This window comes from uncultured Alsobacter sp. (assembly GCF_945952055.1).
Taxonomy (GTDB): domain Bacteria; phylum Pseudomonadota; class Alphaproteobacteria; order Rhizobiales; family Beijerinckiaceae; genus Alsobacter.
The window spans coordinates 49,288-70,529 of record NZ_CAMFHB010000032.1 but is presented as its reverse complement, the minus strand read 5'-3'; the positions used below and the strand labels follow the sequence as shown (position 1 = coordinate 70,529).

Genomic DNA, 21,242 nt, shown 5'->3' with positions numbered 1-21,242 from the left:
TGCGGAAGTCGGTTTTGCGGATCGGGCCGCACCGTGCGAGAATAGTGTACAACTGAATCTCGCAACCGAATGAGGGCTGTCGTCCGTGATCGACATGGTCATGGTGTTCGCCATGGGGTTTCTCACGGCGGCCCTTCTGTCTCTGCTCGTTCTGCCCGCCCTCTCGCGTCGCGCGGAGCGTCTCGCACGCCGGCGCATCGAGGCGCGGCTTCCCCTCTCGCTGGCCGAAATCTCGGCCGAGCGCGACCAGCTGCGCGCGGAACTGGCGGTCGAGGCCCGGAAGGTCGAGATCCGGCTGGAGGAGGCCCGCAAGGTCCGGGCCGAGGAACTCGGCGAACTGGGGCGCAGGGCCGTCGCCATCGCCGACCTGCAGGCCGACGTGGCCCAGAAGGCCAGCGCCATCGCCGGCCTCGAGGCCGACGTGTCGAGGCTCGACGCCGCCCTGGAGGACACCAGGGCCTCGCTCGCCGAGAGCCAGGCTGAATCCCTGCGCCTGTCGGGTGAGCTCGCCCAGCGCGGCGCGGAGCTGTCCGACCTGCGCACCGCGCACGCGGACCTGACGGCCGTGGCCGACGAGCGCCGCGTGGTCATCGCGTCGCTGGAGACGAAGGTCGAGGCCCTCGACATGCGTGCGCAGGATCTCGACCGCGACGTGGCCGATGCCCGGCGCGAGTCCGAGGGGCGGCTGGCCACCATCCGGTCGCTGGAGACCGACATCGAACTCCTCAACCAGCGCGTGGCCGCACTCCAGAACGAGCGGGACGGCCTCGATTTCGACCTCGACGGCCTGCGCACGGAGAGCGCGGAAGCTGCTGCCCGGCTCGCGGCGCTGGCCGCCGAGAGCGGCGAGCGGCAGCGCCGGCTGGCCATCGAGCTCCATCGCGCCGACGACGCGGAAAAGGCATTGGCCGAGGCGCGCCGGCGGGTCGAAACCCTCACGGGCCGCAACGGCGAGCTCGAGAGCGAGCTGCAAGCCGTCCGCAGCGAGCGCAAGACGCTGAAGCTCGAATTCGATCGGCTCCAGAAGGCTGTCGAGGCGACGGGGAGCTCCCAGACGGTCGAGAACGAACAGCTTCGCGCGGAAATGGACCGCCTCGCGGCCGAAATCCTGAAGCTGGCCGAACTGGGCGGGCCCACGGCGGTCGCATCGGTGGGTGCCGCCGGAAAGCCGGAGCGCCGCAGGACCCGGATCGCGGCTGTCCCAGATCCGACCTCTCCGGCAGCCAGCGGCTGATATTGTCGAAAATCCGACAGGTCGAGGTCGCCTGCGGGATTGACCTTCATCCTCTTACGTCTGAACCTGCGAAGGAAGTGTCGCACGGGACGTAGCCGGCATGTCGAAACCGTCGGGGTTAGCAGCAACGCTGGAGGCGCCACCCGGCGCAGCAACCACCGTCGACAGCGTGCACACCTTCGGGTTCCTCATGGTGCCCGACTTCTCGATGATCGCCTTCACCTCCGCCATCGAGCCGTTGCGGCTGGCCAACCGCTGCAGTGGCAAGACGCTCTACGGGTGGCGGATCTTTTCGCCGGACGGCGGACCGGTGATGGCCTCCAACGGCGTGTCCATCGCGGCTGACGGCTCCTATGCCGACGTCGGGCCGATGCCCGCCGTGGTCGTGTGCGCCGGCGTCGACGTCCAGCGCTTCGACCATCGCGACCTCATCTCCAAGCTGCGCACGCTCGCCTTCTACGGCGTCTCGATCGGCGCGGTCTGCACGGGAACCTACGTGCTCGCCAAGGCCGGGCTGCTCGCCGGCCGCAAGTGCACGATCCACTGGGAAAACCACGACAGCTTCCGGGAGGAGTTCGCCGACATCGAGGTGACCCAGGAACTGTTCGAGATCGACCGCAACCGCTTCACCTGCGCCGGCGGCACGGCGGCGATCGACATGATGCTGTCGATGATTACCAAGCAGAAGGGCGGGGAGATCGCCGCGCAGGTCACCGACCAGCTGATCCACCACCGCATGCGCGACAGCAACGAGCGCCAGCGCATGGAACTGCGGTCGCGCCTGGGCGTGGCGCATCCCAAGCTGCTCGCCGTCGTGTCGGAAATGGAGAAGAGCCTGGAGGCGCCGCTGTCCTGCTCGGAACTCGCCGAGGACGTCGGACTGTCGACCCGGCAGCTCGAGCGGCTCTTCCGGAAATACATCGGCGAGGCGCCGACCAAGTACTACCTGGGCCTGCGGCTCAACCGGGCCCGCTTCCTCCTGCGGCAGACCTCGATGCCGATCCTCACCATCGGCCTTGCCTGCGGCTTCGTATCGGCGTCGCACTTCTCCAAGTGCTACAGCGAGCACTTCGGCCGGACGCCGTCGCAGGAAAGGCGGCACGTGGCCTGACGCAGCGCCCGAGCTTGGCGTCGATGGGACACTCGGCGTCGCCGGCCGGTGAGAGCGATGGCGGTCGCGTCGGGAGACTGCGCGGCACTTTGGACAGGATGGGGGCGCCCGACCGGCGCCCCGGCGACAGGAGTTCCCCATGAGGACGGACGCGCGCGTGGTGGTGATCGGCGGCGGCGTCGTGGGCGTGTCGACGCTCTATCACCTCGCCAAGAAGGGCTGGTCTGACGTCGTCCTCATCGAGCGCAAGGAGCTGACCTCGGGCTCGACCTGGCACGCCGCCGGCCTCCTGCCGCTCTTCAACATGAGCTACTCGGTGGGCCAGATCCACAAGTACTCGGTGAAGCTCTACGGGTCGCTGGAGGCCGAGACGGGCCAGCCGGTCGGCTTCAAGCAGGTCTCCAACATCCGGCTCGCGCGCACGCCCGACCGCTGGGACGAGTTCATGACCTATGCCGGCGTCGCCAAGACGATCGGCATCGACGTGAACGTGCTGACCCCGGCGCAGGTCAAGGAGATCTGGCCGCTGTGCGAGACGGACGGCCTGCTGGGCGCGATCCAGCATCCCGACGACGGCTACATCCAGCCGGCCGACCTCACCCAGGCTCTCGCCAAGGGTGCCCGCGCACTGGGGGCCGAGATCAACCGCATGACCACGGTGACGGGCTTCGAGCGCACCGCCGACGGGCGCTGGAAGGTGTGCACCGACAAGGGCGACATCACCACCGACCACATCGTCTGCGCGACCGGCAACTTCGCCCGCAAGACGGGCGCCATGCTCGGTCTCGACATTCCGGTCATCCCGGTCGAGCACCAGTACATCGTCACCGAGCCGCATCCGGCCATCGTCGAGCGCCACCGCCAGGGGCTGCCGGAAATGGGGGTGCTGCGCGAAGCCGACTCGTCCTGGTACATGCGCGAGGAGAACGGCGGGCTCATCCTCGGTCCCTACGAGAAGGGCGCGCCGTGCTGCTACGTCGACGGCCCCGACGAGCAGAGCGAATACGAGCTCTTCCAGGAGGACCTCGACCGGCTCGCCCCGCACATCGAGACCGCCATCGCACGCGTCCCGGCCTTCGGCGAGGTCGGCATCAAGAAGGTCTACAACGGCGCCATCGCCTACACCCCCGACGGCAGCCCGATCGTCGGGCCGGCCTGGGACCTGCCGAACGTCTGGCTCAACGAGGGCCATTCCTTCGGCGTGACGGCCGCCGGCGGCGCTGGCTGGCAGCTCGCCGAGTGGATCGTCGACGGCGAGCCGACCATCGACATGATGGGCGTCGACCCGCGCCGCTTCGGCCCCTATGCGGGCCGCGGCTATCTCCGCGCCAAGACCGAAGAGGCCTATGCCAACGTGTTCACCGTCCACTACCCGGACGAGGAGCGCGTCGCCGCCCGGCCGCTGAAGACCACGCCGTGCTACGAGCGCATGAAGGCGCTCGGCGCCGTGTTCGGATCGGTCTATGGCTGGGAGCGCCCCGGCTGGTTCGCGCCTTCGGGCTACGAGGTGCCGGCGGCCGAGCTCAACACGGCCGACACGCTGCTCAACGAGAACCACGCCCCGCCCGCGTCCGACGGCAAGGTGAAGGAGCGCTGGAGCTTCCGCCGCTCAAACTACTTCTCCTTCGTGGGCGACGAGATCCGCAACGTCACCGAGAATGTCGGCCTGCAGGACATGAGCGCCTTCGCCAAGGCGCTGGTGACCGGGCCGGGCGCACGCGACTGGCTTGAAAGCATCTTCGCCAACAAGATTCCGAAGCGCGGGCGCATCGCGCTGTGCCACCTGCTGACCACGCGGGGCGGCGTGCGCTCCGAGTTCACGGTATACGAACGGAGCCCGGGCCGCTTCTATCTCGTGTCGGCCGGCGCGCTCGAACGCCATGACCATGACACCCTGCGCAAGCTCCTGCCGAAGGACGACAGCGTCTCCCTGCGCGCGCTGACCCAAGCCTGGGGCGTTCTGGTGCTGGCCGGACCGCGCGCCCGCGACGTGCTGCAGGCGTTGACGGACACGGACGTGTCCAATGCCGCCTTCCCGTGGCTCACGGGGCAGCGGATGTCGGTGGGGCCCGTGCATTGCGACGTGCTGCGCGTCAACTTCGTCGGCGAGCTCGGCTACGAGTTCCACCATCCCATCGAGATGCAGAACGCCCTGTTCGACCTCCTCATGAAGGAAGGCCAGCGCCACGGCATCCGCCCCTTCGGCATCAAGGCGATGTCGTCGATGGCGGTGGAGAAGTCCTACCGGCTGATCGGGCGCGAGCTGTCGATCGAGTATTCCGCCCTCGAGTCCGGGCTGCAGCGCTTCGTGCACCTGAACAAGGGCGAGTTCCTCGGCCGCGACGGCCTCGTTGCCTGGCAGCAGCGCGGCTTCTCCAACCGGTTCGTGACGCTCGAGGTCCACGGCGTCACCGATGCGGACGCGCGCGGCTCCGAGCCGATCTGGCTCGGGGGCGAGGTCGTCGGCCGCACGACCTCGGGGGCGTATGGCTGGCGCGTGGGCAAGTCGCTGGCGCTGGCCATGGTCCGCCCGGACCTCGGCGAGGTCGGCACCGCCCTGGAGGTCTCGATCCTCGGCAAGAAGCACCGCTGCACCGTGATCGAGGAGAGCCCCTTCGATCCGGCCAATGCGCGCCTTCGCGCCTGATCGGGCCGTCGTGCATCCCGTCATCGGCATCGACACCGGCGGCACCTATACCGACGCGGTCATCGTTGACGCGGCCGCCAGACAAGTCCTGTCGTCGGCCAAGGCGCTGACGACCCGTGGCGACCTCTCGATCGGGGTCGCCGAGGCGCTGGCGGCGATCCTGTCTGAGGCCGCCGCCGCGGGAATTTCGGCTGCCGACGTGACGCAGGTGTCGCTGTCGACGACGCTGGCGACGAACGCCATCGTGGAGGGGCACGGCTCGTCGATCGCGGTGATCCTCGTCGGGTTCGACGACGCCATGGTGGAGCGCACGGACATTGCCCGCACCCTGCCGGGAACGCGCATCCTGCGGGTCGCCGGCGGGCACAACCATGCGGGCGACGAGCAGAGCCCTCTCGATCTGGGTGCCGTCGAAGCGTTCGTGGCCGCCACGCACGAGACATGCGAGGCCTATGCGGTCGCGTCCCACTACGCCGTGCGCAATCCGGCCCACGAGCACGCGGTGCGCGAGGCCATCGAGCGCCTGACCGGACGCCCCGCCAGCCTCTCCGCCGACCTCGCGCAGGCACTGGACGCGCCACGCCGGGCGCTGACGGCAGCCCTCAACGCGCGGATCGTGGGACGTATCACGTCCCTGATCGCCGCCGTGCGCCGTGCGATGGCGGCTCACGGCCTCGCCGCGCCGCTGATGATGGTGAAGGGCGACGGCTCGCTCGCTCCGGCCGATGCGGTGGCGCTGCGGCCCATCGAGACGATCCTGTCCGGCCCGGCCGCGAGCGTGGTCGGCGCGCGTTTCCTGTCGGGCCTGTCCGACTTCGTGGTCTCCGACATCGGCGGCACCACGACGGACGTCGCCAGCGTCGAGAACGGCTGGCCCCGCCTCGACCGGGAGGGCGCGACCGTGGGCGGGCGGCGCACGCTGGTGCGGGCCGTCGCGATGCGCACCTTCGGGCTCGGCGGCGACAGCGAGGTGACGATCGAGCCCAATGGCCGCGCGGTCCTGAAGCCTGGCAGGGTCGTGCCGTTGTCCCTGTTGGCCCATCGCTTTCCCGCCGTTCTGGCGCGCATGGAGGCGATCCTCGACGATCCCCAGGGCGCCCCCTATGCGGGGCTATTCGTCGTCAGGCCTTTCGGCGCGGAGACCGCCGGCACGGAGGCAGCCGATCTCACCGCCCGCGAGCGCGAGGTGCTCGCGGCCGTGGGCGATACCCCCGTCAGCATGGACCGGGTCGTGCACGGGCCGACCCGGCAGAAGGCCCTCGATCGTCTCGTGGCGCTCGGACGCCTCGCGGTGTCCGGCTACACGCCAAGCGACGCCGCCCATGTGCTCGGGCTGCAGAGCCAATGGAACCGGCAGGGCGCCGTCCTTGGCGGGCTCCTGCTCGAACGGCGGCTGCGCATGCAGGCCGCCTCGCGGCCCGCCGAAAGAGAACCGCAGGCGATCGCCTTCGCGCAGGCGGTGTTCGATGCCGCGGTGCGGGCCTCCGGCCGGGCCGTCGTCGCCGCCCTGTCCGATGCTCCCGTGGACGCGCTGGGACCGCTGGTCGAGGCGGCCGTCGACGGCAGCGGGCGCCATCGTGGCCTCGCCGTCACGGTTCGACCGGCCGTGCCGCTCGTCGGGGTGGGCGGCCCTGCGGGCGTCTTCTATACCGAGCTCGGCCGGCGGCTCGGATGCGAGGTCGTGCTGCCGCCCCACGCGGCGGTGGCCAATGCCGTCGGCGCCGCCATCGGGGTCATTCGCGCCCGGGTGACGCTGGAGGTGACGGGCGCCGGTCCAGGACTCTGGCGGTTGCACGGACCCGACGTGCCGGAGAGTTTCGTGGATCCGACGGCGGCATTGGCGCGCGCCCGCGCACTGGCCGCCGACATGGCGCGCGACAAGGCCCGGGCACAGGGAGGTTCGTCTCCCGAGATCGAGCTGCACGTCGACAGGGTGGACGTGCCCGGATTGGGCGGCGACGCCGGCCTCGTCGGCGCGACGATCTTCGCCGAGGCCTGGAGCGCTCCCGATGCGCGACACTGACCAGACGCTGCGACGAGCCCGGCTCTTGCGGCGGAAGGGTTGCCGGCGCAACGTTCCCACCCCTGCCCCGCTCAAGCCGAACGCACCGAGGAACGACCCGTGACCGTGCTTCTCGAACCCATCCCGCCGCTGCTCCAGGGCGAAGGAGCACTCGCCGCCATCGGCGAGCACGCGACGCGTCTCGCCGGAGCCGGCCAGGCCGTCCTGCTCGTGGCCGACCCCGGGCTGCGGGCGAGCGGCCTCATCGACGAGGCGGTGTCGGCGCTCGCCAAGGCGGGGCTCACGCCGGTCCTGTTCGATGACATCAAGAGCGATCCGTCCGACAGGCAGGTCGACGCCGGCGCGGCACTGGCGCGCACGAGCGCGGCGAAAGCCGTGGTGGCGCTCGGGGGTGGCTCGGCGATGGATGCCGGCAAGCTGATCGCGGCCATCGCGCCGGCGTCTGCGCCGGCCATCGCCTACGCGCTGTGCGCCAGGCCCCTCCCCGCGTCCCCGCTACCCAAGATCTGCGTCCCGACCACGGCCGGCACCGGATCGGAGACGACGCGGGTCAGCGTCATCGGGGACGCGCAGGGCGCCAAGCAGTGGTACTGGGGCAACGACTTGCGGGCCGACCTCGTGGTCCTCGATCCTGTCGCCACGGTCGGCCTGCCCGCGCACCTGACGGCGGCCACGGGCATCGACGCCCTCGTCCATGCCATGGAGGCCGCGACCAATCGCAACGCGAGCGCGGCCAACGACGTCTACGCCCATGCCGCCATCCGGCTCGCGGTGAAGCACCTCGAGGCAGCCGTCGCGGAGCCCCGCAATCTCACCGCCCGGGCAGGGATGCAACTCGCCGCAGCCTATGCCGGTGTCGCCATCGACAACGCCGGTACCGCCATCGGCCACAACATCGGGCATGCGCTCGGCTCGCTGCGTCCGATTCACCACGGGCGCGCCGTGGGCGTCGCGATGATGGCGACGCTCGCATGGAACGTGGAGGGCGACGACGGTGCCTTCGCTGGAGTCGCGGAGGCGATGGGGCTCGGAGGGGACCCATCGAGGGTCCCGGTGGAATTCGAGCGGCTGATGCGGGCGACAGGCGTGAAGGTCTCGCTCGCCGCGGAGTGCGCGGGGATCACGGCCGAGATGCTGGCGGCGCAGATGGCGCGGCCGGAGAACGAGGCGATGAAGCGGTCGAACCGCAAGGCACCGAGCGAGGCCGACATGCTGCGGTTCGCCGAGACTGTGCTGTCGCAGGCGTAAAAGCCGGAGGGGGAGCGTGTCATGAAGATCACCGAGATCGCCATCAGCCATCACCGGCTGCACTACGATCCGCCCTTCCATGCGAGCTGGGACACGCGGCCGCGCACCTCCTTCGACGCGACGATCGTCCGCGTGCACACCGACGAGGGCCTGACCGGCATCGGGTCCGGCGACCTCATGGTCGGCTTTGCCGGCCATGAGCACCTCTTCGTCGGCCGCGACCCGCTCGACATCGAGCGCCACTACCGGATCATCAACAACATCCAGTTCCACTACGGGCGCTGCTGGCCGCTCGATCTCGCGCTGTGGGACCTCGCGGGCAAGATCACCGGCCAGCCGGTTTACAAGCTGATCGGCGGGCTCATCGACCGGGTGAAGGCCTATGCCTCGTCAGGCACCCTGCATGCACCCCAGGCGCTCGCGGACGTCGCTGAGCGCTTCATCGCCGAGGGCTTCAAGGCGATGAAGATCCGCTTCCAGCGCGGCGACTGGCGCAAGGACGTGGCGGCGCTGGAAGCCGTGCGCACGCGCGTCGGCAACCGGCTCGAACTCATGGTGGACTGCAACCAGGGTTGGCGCATGCCATGGGACACCTACCCCGCCTGGTCGCTCAAGGACGCCGTCACCGTGGCGCGCGAACTCGAGCGCGTCGGCGTCTACTGGATGGAGGAGCCTTTGCATCGCGGCGATCGCGAGGGCATGCGGCGCCTGCGCGAAATGACCGGGGTCAGAATCGCCGGCGGCGAGATGACGCGTGAGCTCTACGAATTCCGCGACCTCATCGTCGACCAGTGCCTCGACGTGCTGCAGCCCGACGCCGCACTGGTCGGCGGCATCACGGGCCTGCGCCGCGTCGCCTCGATGGCGCAGGAGCACAACCTCGTCTTCACGCCGCACACCTGGACCAATGGCATGGGGGTCACCGCCAATGCCCACCTCGTCTGCGGCATGGTGGAGGGCGTCTACCTCGAATACCCGTACGACCCACCCGAGTGGAGCCTCGACCGTCGCGACTTCATGATGGCCGAGCCGCTGCGGGTCGATGCGGACGGCATGATCGTGATGGGCACGGCGCCGGGGCTGGGCTACGCGCTGGACGAGGCAATGCTGGAGAAGACGCGGGTGGGGTGAGCCGCCAAGCGATTTGCGGGCCTATCAAGCTCGTTGGTCGAGTCTGCTCCCAATGTCAGATGCCGCTGCCGTTACCGGAGGGGCAATGCCGGTCGTGGCGAGCGAACCGCCGAAGACCACCGCGGACGGATCGAAGCCGGACGACCGGTCGCGCCTGTCCGTCGTGCCACCGGGCGCCTCTTTCGAGTCCGCCGGGTTCTCGCCCTTCTTGGCCTTGGCGACGTCGGAGCACGACGTGCAGACGTAGCCGTTGACGATGCTGATCGACATGCCGTTCTCCGTTCGCCGACCGTAGCGTCGGTCGGTGAAAGTCGGTCTTCGAACCTCCCCCTTCATTACGCGGCGACGCGGTTGTCGCGCGAAGCATGGTTGCCGGTTGGTGAAGCAGGCGCCGTCCGGCCATCGTCACCGTCGCAATCGCGACAGCCATGACGCTTCCAGGCCAGTGGACGGCGCGCGGGCAAGAGAGCGCCGCGACGACGCTGAACTACGGTCATGGCTCGCGGACACGACCGAACGGCGGAGACGGGCATGAACGACGAGGCACAGGGTGGGCGCGAGGCGCGGCGCGGTCGCGAGGCGAGGCGGACGGCACGCCTGCAGCGCTCGGCGGTCTCGATCCCGTACATCACCCGAAACCTTCCCGTCACCGAGGTGCTGTCGGAGGAAGGGCTCGAGATCATCGAGCGCAACGCCGAGACGATCCTGGCCGAGATCGGCATCGAGTTCCGCGACCATCCGGACGCGCTGACCCTGCTCAAGGATGCAGGCTGCGACGTGAACGGCACGCGCGTCCGCTTCCCGCGCGGCCTCGCCCGCAAGCTCGTTTCGACGGTGCCGCAGGACTATGTCCAGCACGCCCGCAACCCGGCCCGCAGCGTCCATATCGGCGGCAAGGACACGGTCTTCGCGCCGGTCTACGGCTCGCCCTTCGTGCACGACCTCGACCAGGGGCGCCGCTACGGCACCATCGAGGACTTCCGCAATTTCGTGAAGCTCGCCTATCTCTCGCCGTTCATGCACCACTCGGGCGGAACGGTCTGCGAGCCGGTCGACCTGCCGGTGAACAAGCGCCATCTCGAGATGGTCTATGCGCACATGCGCCTTTCCGACAAGCCGTTCATGGGCTCGGTGACGCACCCGGAGCGCGCGCAGGACACCGTCAACATGGCGGCGATCCTGTTCGGCGAGGAGTTCATCCAGTCGAACACGGTCTGCACGAGCCTCATCAACGCCAACTCCCCGATGGTGTGGGACGGGACGATGCTGGGCGCGGCCGAGGTCTACGCCCGCAATAACCAGGCGACGATCATCACGCCGTTCATCCTGTCGGGCGCGATGAGCCCGGTCACGGTGGCAGGCACGCTGTCGCAGGTGCTGGCCGAGGTGCTCGCGGGCGTGTCGTTCACGCAGCTCGTGCGCCCGGGCGCCCCGGCGATCTTCGGCACCTTCGTCTCGACCCTGTCGATGCAGTCCGGTGCTCCGACCTTCGGAACGCCCGAGGCGGCGCTCGCGATCTACGGTGCGGCCCAGCTCGCCCGGCGCTGGAAGATGCCGTTCCGCACCGGCGGCTCGCTCTGCGCTTCGAAGCTCCCCGACGCGCAGGCCGCTTACGAGAGCGCCCAGACGCTGGTGCCCACGATCCACGCCGGCACCAATTTCGTGCTGCACGCGGCGGGCTGGATGGAGGGTGGCCTCGCCTCCTCCTACGAGAAGTTCGTCATGGACTGCGACCAGCTCGGCATGATGCACGTGCTGGCGAAGGGGATCGACCTCAGCGAGAACGGCCAGGGGATGGATGCCTTCAAAGAAGTCGCGCCGGGCGGGCACTTCCTCGGCTGCGCCCACACCCAGGCGAACTTCGAGACGGCCTTCTTCCGCTCCACCATCGCCGACAACAACTCGTTCGAGCAGTGGGACGCGGAGGGACGCCAGGACGCCCCGATGCGCGCCAACAAGATGTGGAAGAAGATGCTGGCCGACTACGAGGCGCCGGCGATCGATCCCGGGCTGGACGAGGCCCTGCGCGACTACATCGAGCGCCGCAAGGCCTCGATGCCCGACGCAACGCACTGAGGAGCCGGGCGTGGCGGACGGGATCCAGGACGGCGGCTGCCTGTGCGGCGCGGTGCGCTTCCGGGTTACGGGGCCGCTGCGCGAGATCGTCGCCTGCCACTGCTCCATGTGCCGGCGCGCCACCGGGACCTTCGTTGCGGCCACGGCCGCAGCGGACGCAGACATGGTGGTGACCGGGGCCGATACGCTCACCTGGTTCCGCTCGTCGGATGAGGCCGAGCGCGGGTTCTGCCGGCAATGCGGCAGCAACCTGTTCTGGCGTCGCCCGGGCTCGGGCCGAACGAGCATCCTGGCCGGCTCCCTCGACCAACCGACCGGCCTCGCCATCGCCCGCCACATCTTCGTCGCCGACAAGGGCGACTTCTACGAGATCGGAGACGAGGCCCCGCGCCACGACGCGTGGTGAGCAACGGCCAAGATCCTGCGTCCTTCGACACGCGGCCTCCGGCCGCTGCTCAGGATGAGGACGATTGAGGTGTTCCAACACCAAATGTCCTCATCCTGAGCAGCCCGCGCAGCGGGCGTGTCGAAGGACGCAGGATCTCCCAACCACTCACCGCTGCCGCGTTTCCCAGTCCTCCGTCACGAACACCGGCGCGTTCGAAGCCGGCAAGGGATCGCGTCCACGAATGAGGTCCGACGCCTTTTCGCCGATCATGATGGCGGGCGCGTTCAGGTTACCCGTGGTGATCAGCGGGATGACCGACGTGTCGGCCACCCGCAGGCCCTCGACACCAATGACGCGGAGTTCGGGGTCGACGACGGACAGGGGATCATTCGCGGGCCCGATCCGGCACGTCCCGCACGGGTGATAGGCGCTCTCCAGGCGGCGCCGCAGGAAGGCGTCGATCGCAGCGTCGTCGACGACATCGGCTCCCGGGGATAGTTCCTCGCCACGGAACGGATCGAAGGCCGGCTGCGAGAAGATCTCGCGTGTCAGGCGCACGCAGGCGCGCATCTCGTCCCAGTCGCCGGGGTGGCTCATGTAGTTGAAGCGGATCGACGGGGCGTCGAGCGGGTTGGACGAGCGCAGGCTCACCGCGCCACGGCTCTTGGAGCGCATGGTGCCGACATGGGCCTGGAAGCCGTGGGCGGTGACGAGCGCGCTGCCGTCGTAGGAGATGGCCGCGGGCAGGAAGTGGTACTGGATGTCCGGCCACTTCACGCCGGCGCGGCTGCGGATGAAACCGCAGCTCTCGAAGTGGTTCGTGGCGCCGAGCCCGTCGCGGAAGGCCAGCCAGCGCATGCCGATGAGCGCCTTGGCCAGCGGCCCCATCGCCGAATAGAGCGTGATCGGCTCGCGGCAGGCCATCTGGAAATAAAACTCCATGTGGTCCTGCAGGTTGGCGCCAACCCCAGGCCTGTCGGCGACGACCGGGATTCCGAAGCGCTGCAGCGTCGCGCCTGATCCGATGCCCGACAGCATCAGCAGATGGGGCGCGTTGATGGCGCCGGCCGCGACGATCACCTCGCGCCTGGCGCGGGCGATCGTCTCGGGTCCCCGGCCCCCGCCCGAACGGAAGGCCACGCCGGTCGCCCGGCGTCCCTCGAAGACGACGCGGGTCGTGACGACGCGGGTGCGGACCGCGAGGTTCGGCCTGCCCATGGCGGGCTTCAGGTAGGCGTTGGCTGCGCTCCAGCGCCGGCCCTTGTGGATGGTGCGATCCATCCGCCCGAAGCCTTCCTGCCGGTAGCCGTTCACGTCGTCGGTGACGGCGTAGCCTGCCTGGCGGCCGGCTTCCATGAAGACCCGGTAGAGCGGATTGTCCATCGGACCGTAGCTCGTGTGCAGCGGGCCGTCGTCGCCCCGCCAGGCATCGCCGCCCTCTTCCCGGCTTTCCGCCCGGCGGAAGTAAGGCAGGACGTGGCGCCACCCCCAACCGCTCGCGCCCGCCTCCTCCCATCCGTCATAGTCCAACGCGTTGCCGCGGATGTAGACCATGCCGTTGATCGAGGAGGAGCCGCCCACGACCTTGCCGCGGGGCACGTGCAGGCGGCGGCCGCCGAGATGGGGCTCGGGCTCGCTGTGATAGCGCCAATCGTAGCGCGGCGAATTCATCGGGATCGACAGCGCGCTCGGCATCTGGATCACGGGCGAGCGGTCGCTGCCGCCGGCCTCCAGGACGAGCACCGAGACGGAGGGATCCTCGGTCAGGCGGGCCGCCATCACGCAGCCCGCGGATCCGGCACCGACGACGATGTAGTCGAACGTGTCAGTCACGCGACGTCCGCATGTCTCATGACAGGCCTTCGATGAGCCCATCGGCCCCGAGCCGGATGTGCTCGGCCGCGGGAACGCGGGGCAGGCCCGGCATCGTCATGATGTCTCCGCAGATCGCGACGACGAACCCCGCGCCCGCTGAGAGACGGACTTCGCGGATCGGCACGACGTGCCCGGACGGTGCCCCGCGCAGGGTCGGGTCGGTGGAGAACGAGTACTGGGTCTTGGCCACGCAGATCGGCAGCTTGCCGTGGCCCGCCGCCTGGAGATCGCGAATGCGCGTGCGCACCGCCGAGTCCGCCGTGATGTCCGCCGCGCCATAGATCTCGGTGGCGATCAGCTTGACCTTGTCCCACAGCGGCAATTCGTCGGCGTAGAGCGGCCGGAAGCCATCGCCTTCCAGCGCCCGGGGCGTCTCGGCGAGTTCGACGACGCGGCGGGCCAGGGTCTCGATGCCAACCGACCCCTCCGCCCAGTGGCTGCACACCACGGCCTCGACGCTGAGCTCCTCGCGGCACATGCCGCGGATCAGGTCGTGCTCGGCCGCCGTGTCCGTGCCGAACCGGTTGATGCCGACGACGACGGGCACGCCGAACTTGCGCACGTTGGCGACGTGGCGCGCGAGGTTGGCAAAGCCGCGGCGAACCGCCTCCACGTCCTCGGTGCCCAACTGCTCGCGGGGCACGCCGCCGTGCATCTTGAGCGCCCGGACCGTGGCGACGATCACCGCCGCGGCCGGCGCCAGGCCCGCCTTGCGGCACTTGATGTCGAAGAACTTCTCGGCGCCGAGGTCGGCGCCGAACCCCGCCTCGGTCACCACGTAGTCGGCGAGCTTCAGGGCGGTCCGCGTCGCCATGACCGAGTTGCAGCCATGGGCGATGTTGGCGAAGGGGCCGCCATGGACGAAGGCCGGATTGCCTTCGAGCGTCTGCACAAGGTTGGGCTGGAAGGCATCCTTCAGGAGCACGGCCATGGCGCCCGCGGCCTTCAGGTCCGCGGCGGTGACGGGAGCCTTGTCGCGGGTCTGCGCGACGACGATCTTGCCGAGACGTTCCTCGAGGTCCTCCATGTCGCGGGCCAGGCAGAACACCGCCATGACCTCGGAGGCCACCGTGATGTCGAAGCCGTCCTCGCGCGGGTAGCCGTTCGAGACGCCGCCCAGCGAACTCGTGATGGTGCGCAGCGCTCGGTCGTTCATGTCGAGGACGCGCCGCCAGCTCACCCGGCGGGTGTCGATACCGAGTGCGTTGCCCCAGTAGATGTGGTTGTCGAGCATGGCGGCCAGCAGGTTGTTGGCCGAGGTGATCGCGTGGAAGTCGCCGGTGAAGTGCAGGTTGATCTGCTCCATCGGAACGACTTGCGCATAGCCGCCACCCGCCGCCCCGCCCTTCATGCCGAAGCAGGGGCCGAGCGACGGCTCGCGAATGCAGACCGCTGCGTTCTTGCCGATCCGGTTGAGGCCGTCGACGAGGCCGACCGTGGTCGTCGTCTTTCCCTCGCCCGCGGGGGTCGGGCTGATGGCCGTCACGAGGATCAGCTTGCCGTCCGTCCGGCCTTCGAGGCCGCGGATGAAATCGAAGTCGACCTTGGCGATGTGCCGTCCATAGGGGTGCAGCGCGTCGGTGCCGATGCCGAGGCGCGAGGCCACGTCCTGGATCGGCTTCAACCGCGCCGCGCGGGCAATCTCGAGATCGCTGGCCATGCTCACATCCCCCCGGTCGCCGTGCATCGGTCCTGCCGGCTGCCTAGGGCTACTGTGGCCGCGGATCAAGGATTTCGGTCAAATCGAAACGCCGTGTTCTGGCCTGAAAGCGTCAGCGGCACCGCGATCACCCCCGCATGCGATCGCCTTTCGGATCGAACAAGGGCGCCCTGATCGGCCGGGCGGCCCGGCGTTCGCCGATGATCTCGATCTCGAAGCCCTTCTCCAGGCCGGCGAGGTCCTTCGGGACATAGCCCATGGCCACCGAGGTCGCCGAGCCGTGGGCATAGCCGCCCGACGTGATCCAGCCGACGACCTTGCCGGCGTGCCAGATGGGCTCGTCGCCGATGGCGTCGGTGTCGACGGCATCGACCGCGAACGTGACCAGCCGCAACGTTCCGCCGGTCTCCTTCTCGGCGGCGGCAGCGGCGCGCCCGACGAAGTCGTTCTTCGTCAGGTCGACGAAGCGGCCGAGCCCGGCCTCGAACGGCCCGTAGATGGGGCGATACTCGCGCGCCCAGGTCCCGAAGTTCTTTTCGAGCCGCATCGCGTTCAGCGCGCGCAGGCCGAAGTGGCCGATGCCGAGGTCGCGGCCCGCGTCGAGGATCAGGTTGAGCAAGGTCCGCTGGTACTCGGGCTTCACCCAGATCTCGTAGCCGAGGTCGCCGGTGAAGGTGACGCGACCCACGATCGCCGGGACCGTTCCGAGATCCATCTCGCGGATCGCCATGAAGGGAAAGGCCGACGCCGATACGTCCGTGGCCGCAAGCCGCGCCAGCAGCTCGCGCGAGCGTGGCCCGGCGATGGAGAGGCCGACGAGATCGGGCCCCATGGCCCGGATGTCGACACCCTGCGCGGGCTTGTGCGCCTCGAACCAGCGCATGTGGTACTGCTCGGCCGGGCCCGAACCGACGATCAAAAATCGCTCTGGACCGAGCTTGGCGAGCGTGAAGTCGCCGATGAGCTTGCCGGCCTCGTTGAGCATCGGCGAAAGCACCATGCGCCCCTGCGCCGGCACCTTGTTGGCCAAGAGGTGCGAGAGCCAGGCCTCGGCCCCCTCCCCCGTGACCATGTACTTGGCGTAGCCGGACGTCTCCATGACCCCAACGCCCTCGCGAACCCGACGGCACTCCGCCGCGACATGCGGGAAGTCGGTCGAGCGCCGGAAGCTGAAGACCTCCGCGGCCTCGGCCCGGGAGGGGGCGAACCACAACGGGTATTCCTGGCCGAAGCTCTCGCCCATCACCGCGTGATCGGCGACGAGGCGGTCGTAGATCGGCGTGGTGCGCAGGGGGCGGCCCGCCGGCAGTTCCTCGTTGGGGAAGCGGATGCGGAAGCGGCGGGAGTAGTTCTCGCGCACCTTGGCGTTGGTGTAGCCGAGCGTCGCCCAGTCGCCGTAGCGGGCGACGTCCATGCCCCAGACGTCGAAGCCGGGGTCGCCGTGCACCATCCAGTTGGACAGCGCGAGGCCGACACCGCCGCCCTGGCTGAAGCCCGCCATGACGCCGCACGCAACCCAGTAGTTGCGGAGCCCCCGGATGGGCCCGACCAGCGGGTTGCCGTCGGGCGCGAAGGTGAAGGGCCCGTTGATGATCTTGCGGATGCCGGCCCTCTCGAAGGCCGGGAAATGCTGGAAGCCGACCTCGAGCGAGGGCGCGATGCGGTCGAGGTCCGGCGGCAGAAGGTCCTGGCCGAAGTCCCATGGGGTGACCTTCTCGGACCACGGCTTGCAGGCGCGCTCATAGGTGCCCATGAGCATCCCGCCGCGCTCCTGGCGCATGTAGATCTCGCCTTCGAAGTCGAGGGCGGTGATGACCTCCTGGCCGGTCGACGCGTTGATCTCGGCGACTTCCGGCATGTCCTCGGTGAGGAGGTACATGTGCTCCATCGCGAGCACCGGGAGTTCGAGCCCCACCATGCGTCCGCATTCGCGGGCCCACAGGCCGCCGGCGTTGACGACGTGCTCGGCGTGGATGGTGCCCTGCTCGGTGACGACGTCCCAGGTGCCGTCCTGGCGCTGGCGCACGTCGAGGACACGGTTGCGCACGACGATCTCGGCCCCGTTCAGGCGGGCGGACTTCGCATAGGCATGCGTGGTGCCGTAGGGGTCGAGGTGGCCTTCCAGGGGATCGTACATGGCCCCGACGAAGCGGCTCTCGTCGATGAGCGGCATCCGGCGCTTGGCCTCGGCGGCCGAGATGATCTCGGTGTGCATGCCGAGATAGCGGCCCTTGGCATGGGCCATCTTGAGCCATTCCATGCGCTCGGGCGTGCCCGCCAGCATCACGCCGCCGGTGAGGTGGAGGCCGCAGGAGACGCCGGACTTCTCCTCGATCTCCCGGTAGAGCTCGACCGTGTACTGCTGCAGCTTGGCGACGTTGGGATCGCCGTTGAGCGTGTGGAAGCCGCCCGCGGCGTGCCAGGTGGAACCTGACGTCAGTTCGGCGCGCTCGACCAGCATCACGTCCGTCCAGCCGGCCTTGGTCAGGTGATAGAGCACCGAGCAGCCGACGACACCACCGCCGATCACCACGGCCTGGGCTTGGGTCTTCATGGGTCAACTCCGGGTTGGTGGGCGGCTGCGCGGCGATCGGCCATCATCGACGTGACCTGCTGGAGCTTGCCAGCCCCCTGTCGAATGCGCAAATATGTGGACATGACCAACGTCGGTGGAGCGTGACCTCAGGAAGATCAGGCAACGCCTCCAGCGGGAAGGCTGGATCGTTTTGCGGCAAGTTGGGCCACACACCGTCTATGCTCATCCGGCTGGTGGCCGCCACGTCATCGTGCCTCATGGTCGGGGTGACTTGCCCACCGGAACGGCCTTGGCCATCGCCATGCAGGCCGGATGGAACTGACAGCGCGAGCGGAGGCCCGGCATGAAGCACTACGTTGCGATCATCGAGAAAGAAGAAGGCACGCTGTTCGGCGTCCACTTCCCCGATTGTCCGGGCTGCGTGACCGCGGCCGAAACGGCAGATGCGGCGGTGACGCAGGCCGCCGAGGCGCTGCGTCTTTGGGCGGAGGTAGGACAGGAGGCCGGGGCCACGCCGTCGGGGCCGAGGCCTTTGCAGCAGGTTCTCGCCGACAAGGAGGTTGCGGTCTCCATCGCTCGGGGTGGAATTCCGTTCCTTGTGCCGCTCCTCGTCGATTCCGGGCGGCCCGCCCGTGCCAACATCTCCCTTGATCGCAACCTTCTCGACGCCATCGACAAAGCCGCCAAGGCGCGCGGCCTGACCCGCTCCGCCTTCCTGGCGTCGGCAGCCCGCGACAAGATCCTCGCCGAGGTCTGACACGGGTTCAGAAGTCCGTCGGCACGCCGCCCTCGGCCTTGCGGCGGGCGACGAAGGCTTCGAGCTCCTCGCGGATGGCAGGGTCGATCGGCGGGGGCTCGTAGGCGGCGAGGCGCTGCTTGTAGAGGCGGTTGGCGGTGTCGTAAGCGGTCGGCGAACCCGCTTCGCGCCAGGTCTCGTAGTTGCGCCAGTCCGAGATCATCGGGGCGAAGAAGGCGTTGCGGTAGCGGGACTGGGTGTGGGCGCAGCCGAAGAAGTGGCCGCCCGGACCGACTTCCCGCATGGCGTCGAGCGCCAGTTCTTCGGGATCGACCTTCACCGGGCGCAGGAAGTCGGTGACCATCGCCAGCAGGTCGGCGTCGAGAACCATCTTCTCGAAGGAGGCCTGCAGGCCGCCCTCCATCCAGCCGGCCCCGTGCATCAGCAGGTTCACGCCGCCCATGATCGCGCCCCAGAGCGAGAAGACGCTCTCGTAGGCCGCCTGGGCGTCCACCGTGTTCGCGGCATTGGTGTTGGACGAGCGGTAGGGCACGCCGTAGCGGCGGGCGAGCTGGCCGCCGAGCAGGCAGGCCTTCATGTATTCCGGCGTACCGAAGGCGGGCGCCCCCGACTTCATGTCCACGTTGGAGGTGAACCCGCCATAGATGAAGGGCGCCCCGGGCCGGACGATCTGGGTGAAGGCGAGCCCCGCCACCGCCTCGGCGTTCTGCTGGGTGACGGCGCCCGCCACCGTCACGGGCGCCATGGCACCGGCCAGCGTGAACGGCGTCACGCAGGTGACCTGGTTCGCGCGCGCCATCTGGATGATGCCTTCCAGCATCGGCGTGTCGAGGCGCAGCGGCGATGACGTGTTGATGATGGTGAAGACCGACGGTTCGCGCTCGAGCGTCTCGCGGTCGATGCCGCGCGCGATGCGCACGAGTTCGAGCCCGTCGAGATTGCGCTCGCGGCCCAACGAGTAGGCGTGGATGGGCTTGTCCGACAGCGTCAGCATGTCGAACAGCGCGTCGAGGTGGCGCACCGAGGCATGCACGTCGGCGGGCTCGACCGGATAGCCGGCCCAGAAGTGGATCGATTCGAACGTGTGCCCCAGCCGAATCAGGTTCTGGTAGTCGGCCCTGTTGCCGGGACGACGGCCCCCGTCGCGGTCGGCGACGTTGGGCGCGCTGGCCACGGAACCGAACGCCACCGCATTCCCGCCGATCTCCAGGGATCGGGCGGAGTTGCGCGCATGGAGGGTGAAGTTCTTGGGCGCCAGCCCGATCTGGGCCTCGACCAGTTGCCGGGGCAGGCGCACCCGCTCGGAGCCTGGATCGACGTCCGCACCCGCTTCCTTGAGGATCCGGCGCGCCTCGTCGTGCAGGAAATCCATCCCGATTTCCTCCAGCACGACGAGGGAAGCCTGGTGGATCGCCTCGAGCTGGTCTTCGGATACTGCGGGGACCGGCGCGAAGGGCAGGCGCGGCTGCTGCCACGGCTGCGCCGGCGCCGCGCCCTCGCTGCGCCCTCCCCGCCGTCCCCGCCGACCTCGTGCCTCGACCGTCGCGTCCGTCATGGTTTTCCGCCGTTCCGGGTCGTGCGCGAGGCCGAACCCACCGCTGTCTCGGCAGGCAGTGTCGATGATGGCCCGGGGCCCGATTGCCCTGAAGGCGACCTCGGCTGGCCCAGCTTCGACCCGTGCCTCGACGCCGCACAAAGCGTTTGCCAAACAGGGATTGGAAACCGGACCTGAACGCTTTTGCCCTATGTCGCAATCCTAGAAACCGGTGTCTTGAACGCGACACCCATTCGGGGCAAACCCAAGCAAGCTTTCTTTCAAGGCCGCCGCGGCGGCCCGACGCGGAGACGAATGCATGGCCGACGGTGATCTCGACCTCAGCACGCTCTCGGACGACGAACTCGTCGAGCAGATGCACGACGACCTCTACGATGGCCTCAAGGAGGAGATCGAGGAGGGCGTGCGGATCCTGCTGTCACGCGAATGGACGCCCTACGACGTCCTGACGCAGGCGCTCGTGGAGGGCATGCGCATCGTCGGCGAGGATTTCCGCGACGGCATCCTGTTCGTGCCCGAAGTCCTGATGTCGGCCAACGCCATGAAGGCGGGCATGGGCATCCTGCGGCCGCTGCTGGCCGAGACCGGCGCGCCGAAGATCGGCAAGATGATCATCGGCACTGTGAAGGGCGACATCCACGACATCGGCAAGAACCTCGTCTGCATGATGATGGAAGGCGCCGGCTTCGAGGTCGTCGACCTCGGCATCAACAACCCGGTCGAGAACTATCTCGAGGCGATCGAGAAGCACCAGCCCGACATCGTCGGCATGTCGGCGCTGCTCACCACGACCATGCCCTACATGAAGGTCGTCATCGACACCCTGAAGGAAAAGGGCATGCGCAACGACTATGTCGTGCTCGTCGGTGGCGCGCCGCTCAACGAGACCTTCGCCGACGCGATCGGAGCCGATGCCTATTGCCGCGACGCGGCGGTGGCGGTGGAAACGGCCAAGAAGTTCATGGCGCGCCGCCAGGGCGCAGTCCAGGCGCGCTGAGGAC

The 21,242-nt window shown here is 69.0% G+C and carries 16 protein-coding genes; 11 read left to right on the top strand and 5 right to left on the bottom strand.

What is annotated here, in order from left to right; all coding sequences use genetic code 11:
• Positions 1-85 precede the first annotated feature (85 nt).
• From Q0Q47_RS21080 to Q0Q47_RS21055, 6 genes are all read left to right on the top strand, one after another.
• Complete coding sequence (locus Q0Q47_RS21080; protein ID WP_293864291.1) at positions 86-1,234, top strand: hypothetical protein; 1,149 nt, start codon at positions 86-88, stop codon at positions 1,232-1,234.
• 100 nt (positions 1,235-1,334) lie between these two features.
• Complete coding sequence (locus Q0Q47_RS21075) at positions 1,335-2,345, top strand: GlxA family transcriptional regulator (RefSeq protein ID WP_293864288.1); 1,011 nt, start codon at positions 1,335-1,337, stop codon at positions 2,343-2,345.
• A 139-nt stretch (positions 2,346-2,484) separates the two neighbouring features.
• Complete coding sequence (locus Q0Q47_RS21070) at positions 2,485-4,992, top strand: FAD-dependent oxidoreductase (RefSeq protein WP_293864285.1); 2,508 nt, start codon at positions 2,485-2,487, stop codon at positions 4,990-4,992.
• Positions 4,973-7,015, top strand: coding sequence for a hydantoinase/oxoprolinase family protein (locus tag Q0Q47_RS21065; protein ID WP_293864282.1), 2,043 nt, complete (start codon positions 4,973-4,975; stop codon positions 7,013-7,015). The genes Q0Q47_RS21070 and Q0Q47_RS21065 overlap by 20 nt, the downstream gene beginning before the upstream one ends.
• 99 nt (positions 7,016-7,114) lie before the next feature.
• The gene (locus tag Q0Q47_RS21060; protein ID WP_293864279.1) at positions 7,115-8,263 is read left to right on the top strand and encodes an iron-containing alcohol dehydrogenase; all 1,149 of its coding nucleotides are present in this window, start codon (positions 7,115-7,117) and stop codon (positions 8,261-8,263) included.
• A gap of 21 nt (positions 8,264-8,284) precedes the next feature.
• Positions 8,285-9,394 (top strand): mandelate racemase/muconate lactonizing enzyme family protein, encoded by a 1,110-nt coding sequence (locus Q0Q47_RS21055; RefSeq protein WP_293864276.1) that lies wholly within the window; start codon positions 8,285-8,287, stop codon positions 9,392-9,394.
• A gap of 24 nt (positions 9,395-9,418) precedes the next feature.
• Here the strand turns inward: Q0Q47_RS21055 and Q0Q47_RS21050 are convergent, their stop codons facing one another.
• On the bottom strand, positions 9,419-9,664 hold the full coding sequence (locus tag Q0Q47_RS21050; RefSeq protein WP_293864273.1) for a hypothetical protein: 246 nt from the start codon (positions 9,662-9,664) through the stop codon (positions 9,419-9,421).
• A gap of 261 nt (positions 9,665-9,925) precedes the next feature.
• Here Q0Q47_RS21050 and Q0Q47_RS21045 point away from each other — a divergent pair, with 261 nt between their 5' ends.
• A complete protein-coding gene (locus tag Q0Q47_RS21045; protein ID WP_293864270.1) occupies positions 9,926-11,470 on the top strand; it encodes a trimethylamine methyltransferase family protein in 1,545 nt (514 codons plus the stop codon).
• Positions 11,471-11,480: 10 nt separating this feature from the next.
• On the top strand, positions 11,481-11,876 hold the full coding sequence (locus Q0Q47_RS21040; RefSeq protein ID WP_293864267.1) for a GFA family protein: 396 nt from the start codon (positions 11,481-11,483) through the stop codon (positions 11,874-11,876).
• 147 nt (positions 11,877-12,023) lie between these two features.
• Here Q0Q47_RS21040 and betA read toward each other — a convergent pair whose 3' ends face one another.
• From betA to Q0Q47_RS21025, 3 genes are all read right to left on the bottom strand, one after another.
• Positions 12,024-13,733 carry a choline dehydrogenase gene (gene betA, locus Q0Q47_RS21035; RefSeq protein ID WP_293864264.1) on the bottom strand — a complete coding sequence of 570 codons (1,710 nt, stop codon included), beginning with the start codon at positions 13,731-13,733 and terminating at the stop codon, positions 12,024-12,026.
• Entirely contained in the window at positions 13,708-15,393 is a 1,686-nt protein-coding gene (locus tag Q0Q47_RS21030; protein WP_293864261.1) for a formate--tetrahydrofolate ligase, read from the bottom strand. Before Q0Q47_RS21030 ends, betA begins: the two co-directional genes overlap by 26 nt.
• A 127-nt stretch (positions 15,394-15,520) precedes the next feature.
• A complete protein-coding gene (locus Q0Q47_RS21025) occupies positions 15,521-17,947 on the bottom strand; it encodes an FAD-dependent oxidoreductase (protein ID WP_293864258.1) in 2,427 nt (808 codons plus the stop codon).
• Positions 17,948-18,062: 115 nt separating this feature from the next.
• On the opposite strand from Q0Q47_RS21025, the gene Q0Q47_RS21020 reads away from it, so the two are divergent.
• The gene (locus tag Q0Q47_RS21020) at positions 18,063-18,251 is read left to right on the top strand and encodes a type II toxin-antitoxin system HicA family toxin (protein ID WP_293864255.1); all 189 of its coding nucleotides are present in this window, start codon (positions 18,063-18,065) and stop codon (positions 18,249-18,251) included.
• 21 nt (positions 18,252-18,272) lie between these two features.
• The gene (locus tag Q0Q47_RS21015; RefSeq protein WP_293864252.1) at positions 18,273-18,686 is read left to right on the top strand and encodes a type II toxin-antitoxin system HicB family antitoxin; all 414 of its coding nucleotides are present in this window, start codon (positions 18,273-18,275) and stop codon (positions 18,684-18,686) included.
• 7 nt (positions 18,687-18,693) lie between these two features.
• Here Q0Q47_RS21015 and Q0Q47_RS21010 read toward each other — a convergent pair whose 3' ends face one another.
• The gene (locus Q0Q47_RS21010; protein WP_293864249.1) at positions 18,694-20,241 is read right to left on the bottom strand and encodes a trimethylamine methyltransferase family protein; all 1,548 of its coding nucleotides are present in this window, start codon (positions 20,239-20,241) and stop codon (positions 18,694-18,696) included.
• Positions 20,242-20,539: 298 nt separating this feature from the next.
• Here Q0Q47_RS21010 and Q0Q47_RS21005 point away from each other — a divergent pair, with 298 nt between their 5' ends.
• Positions 20,540-21,238 carry a B12-binding domain-containing protein gene (locus Q0Q47_RS21005; protein ID WP_293864246.1) on the top strand — a complete coding sequence of 233 codons (699 nt, stop codon included), beginning with the start codon at positions 20,540-20,542 and terminating at the stop codon, positions 21,236-21,238.
• The last annotated feature ends 4 nt before the right edge of the window (positions 21,239-21,242 follow it).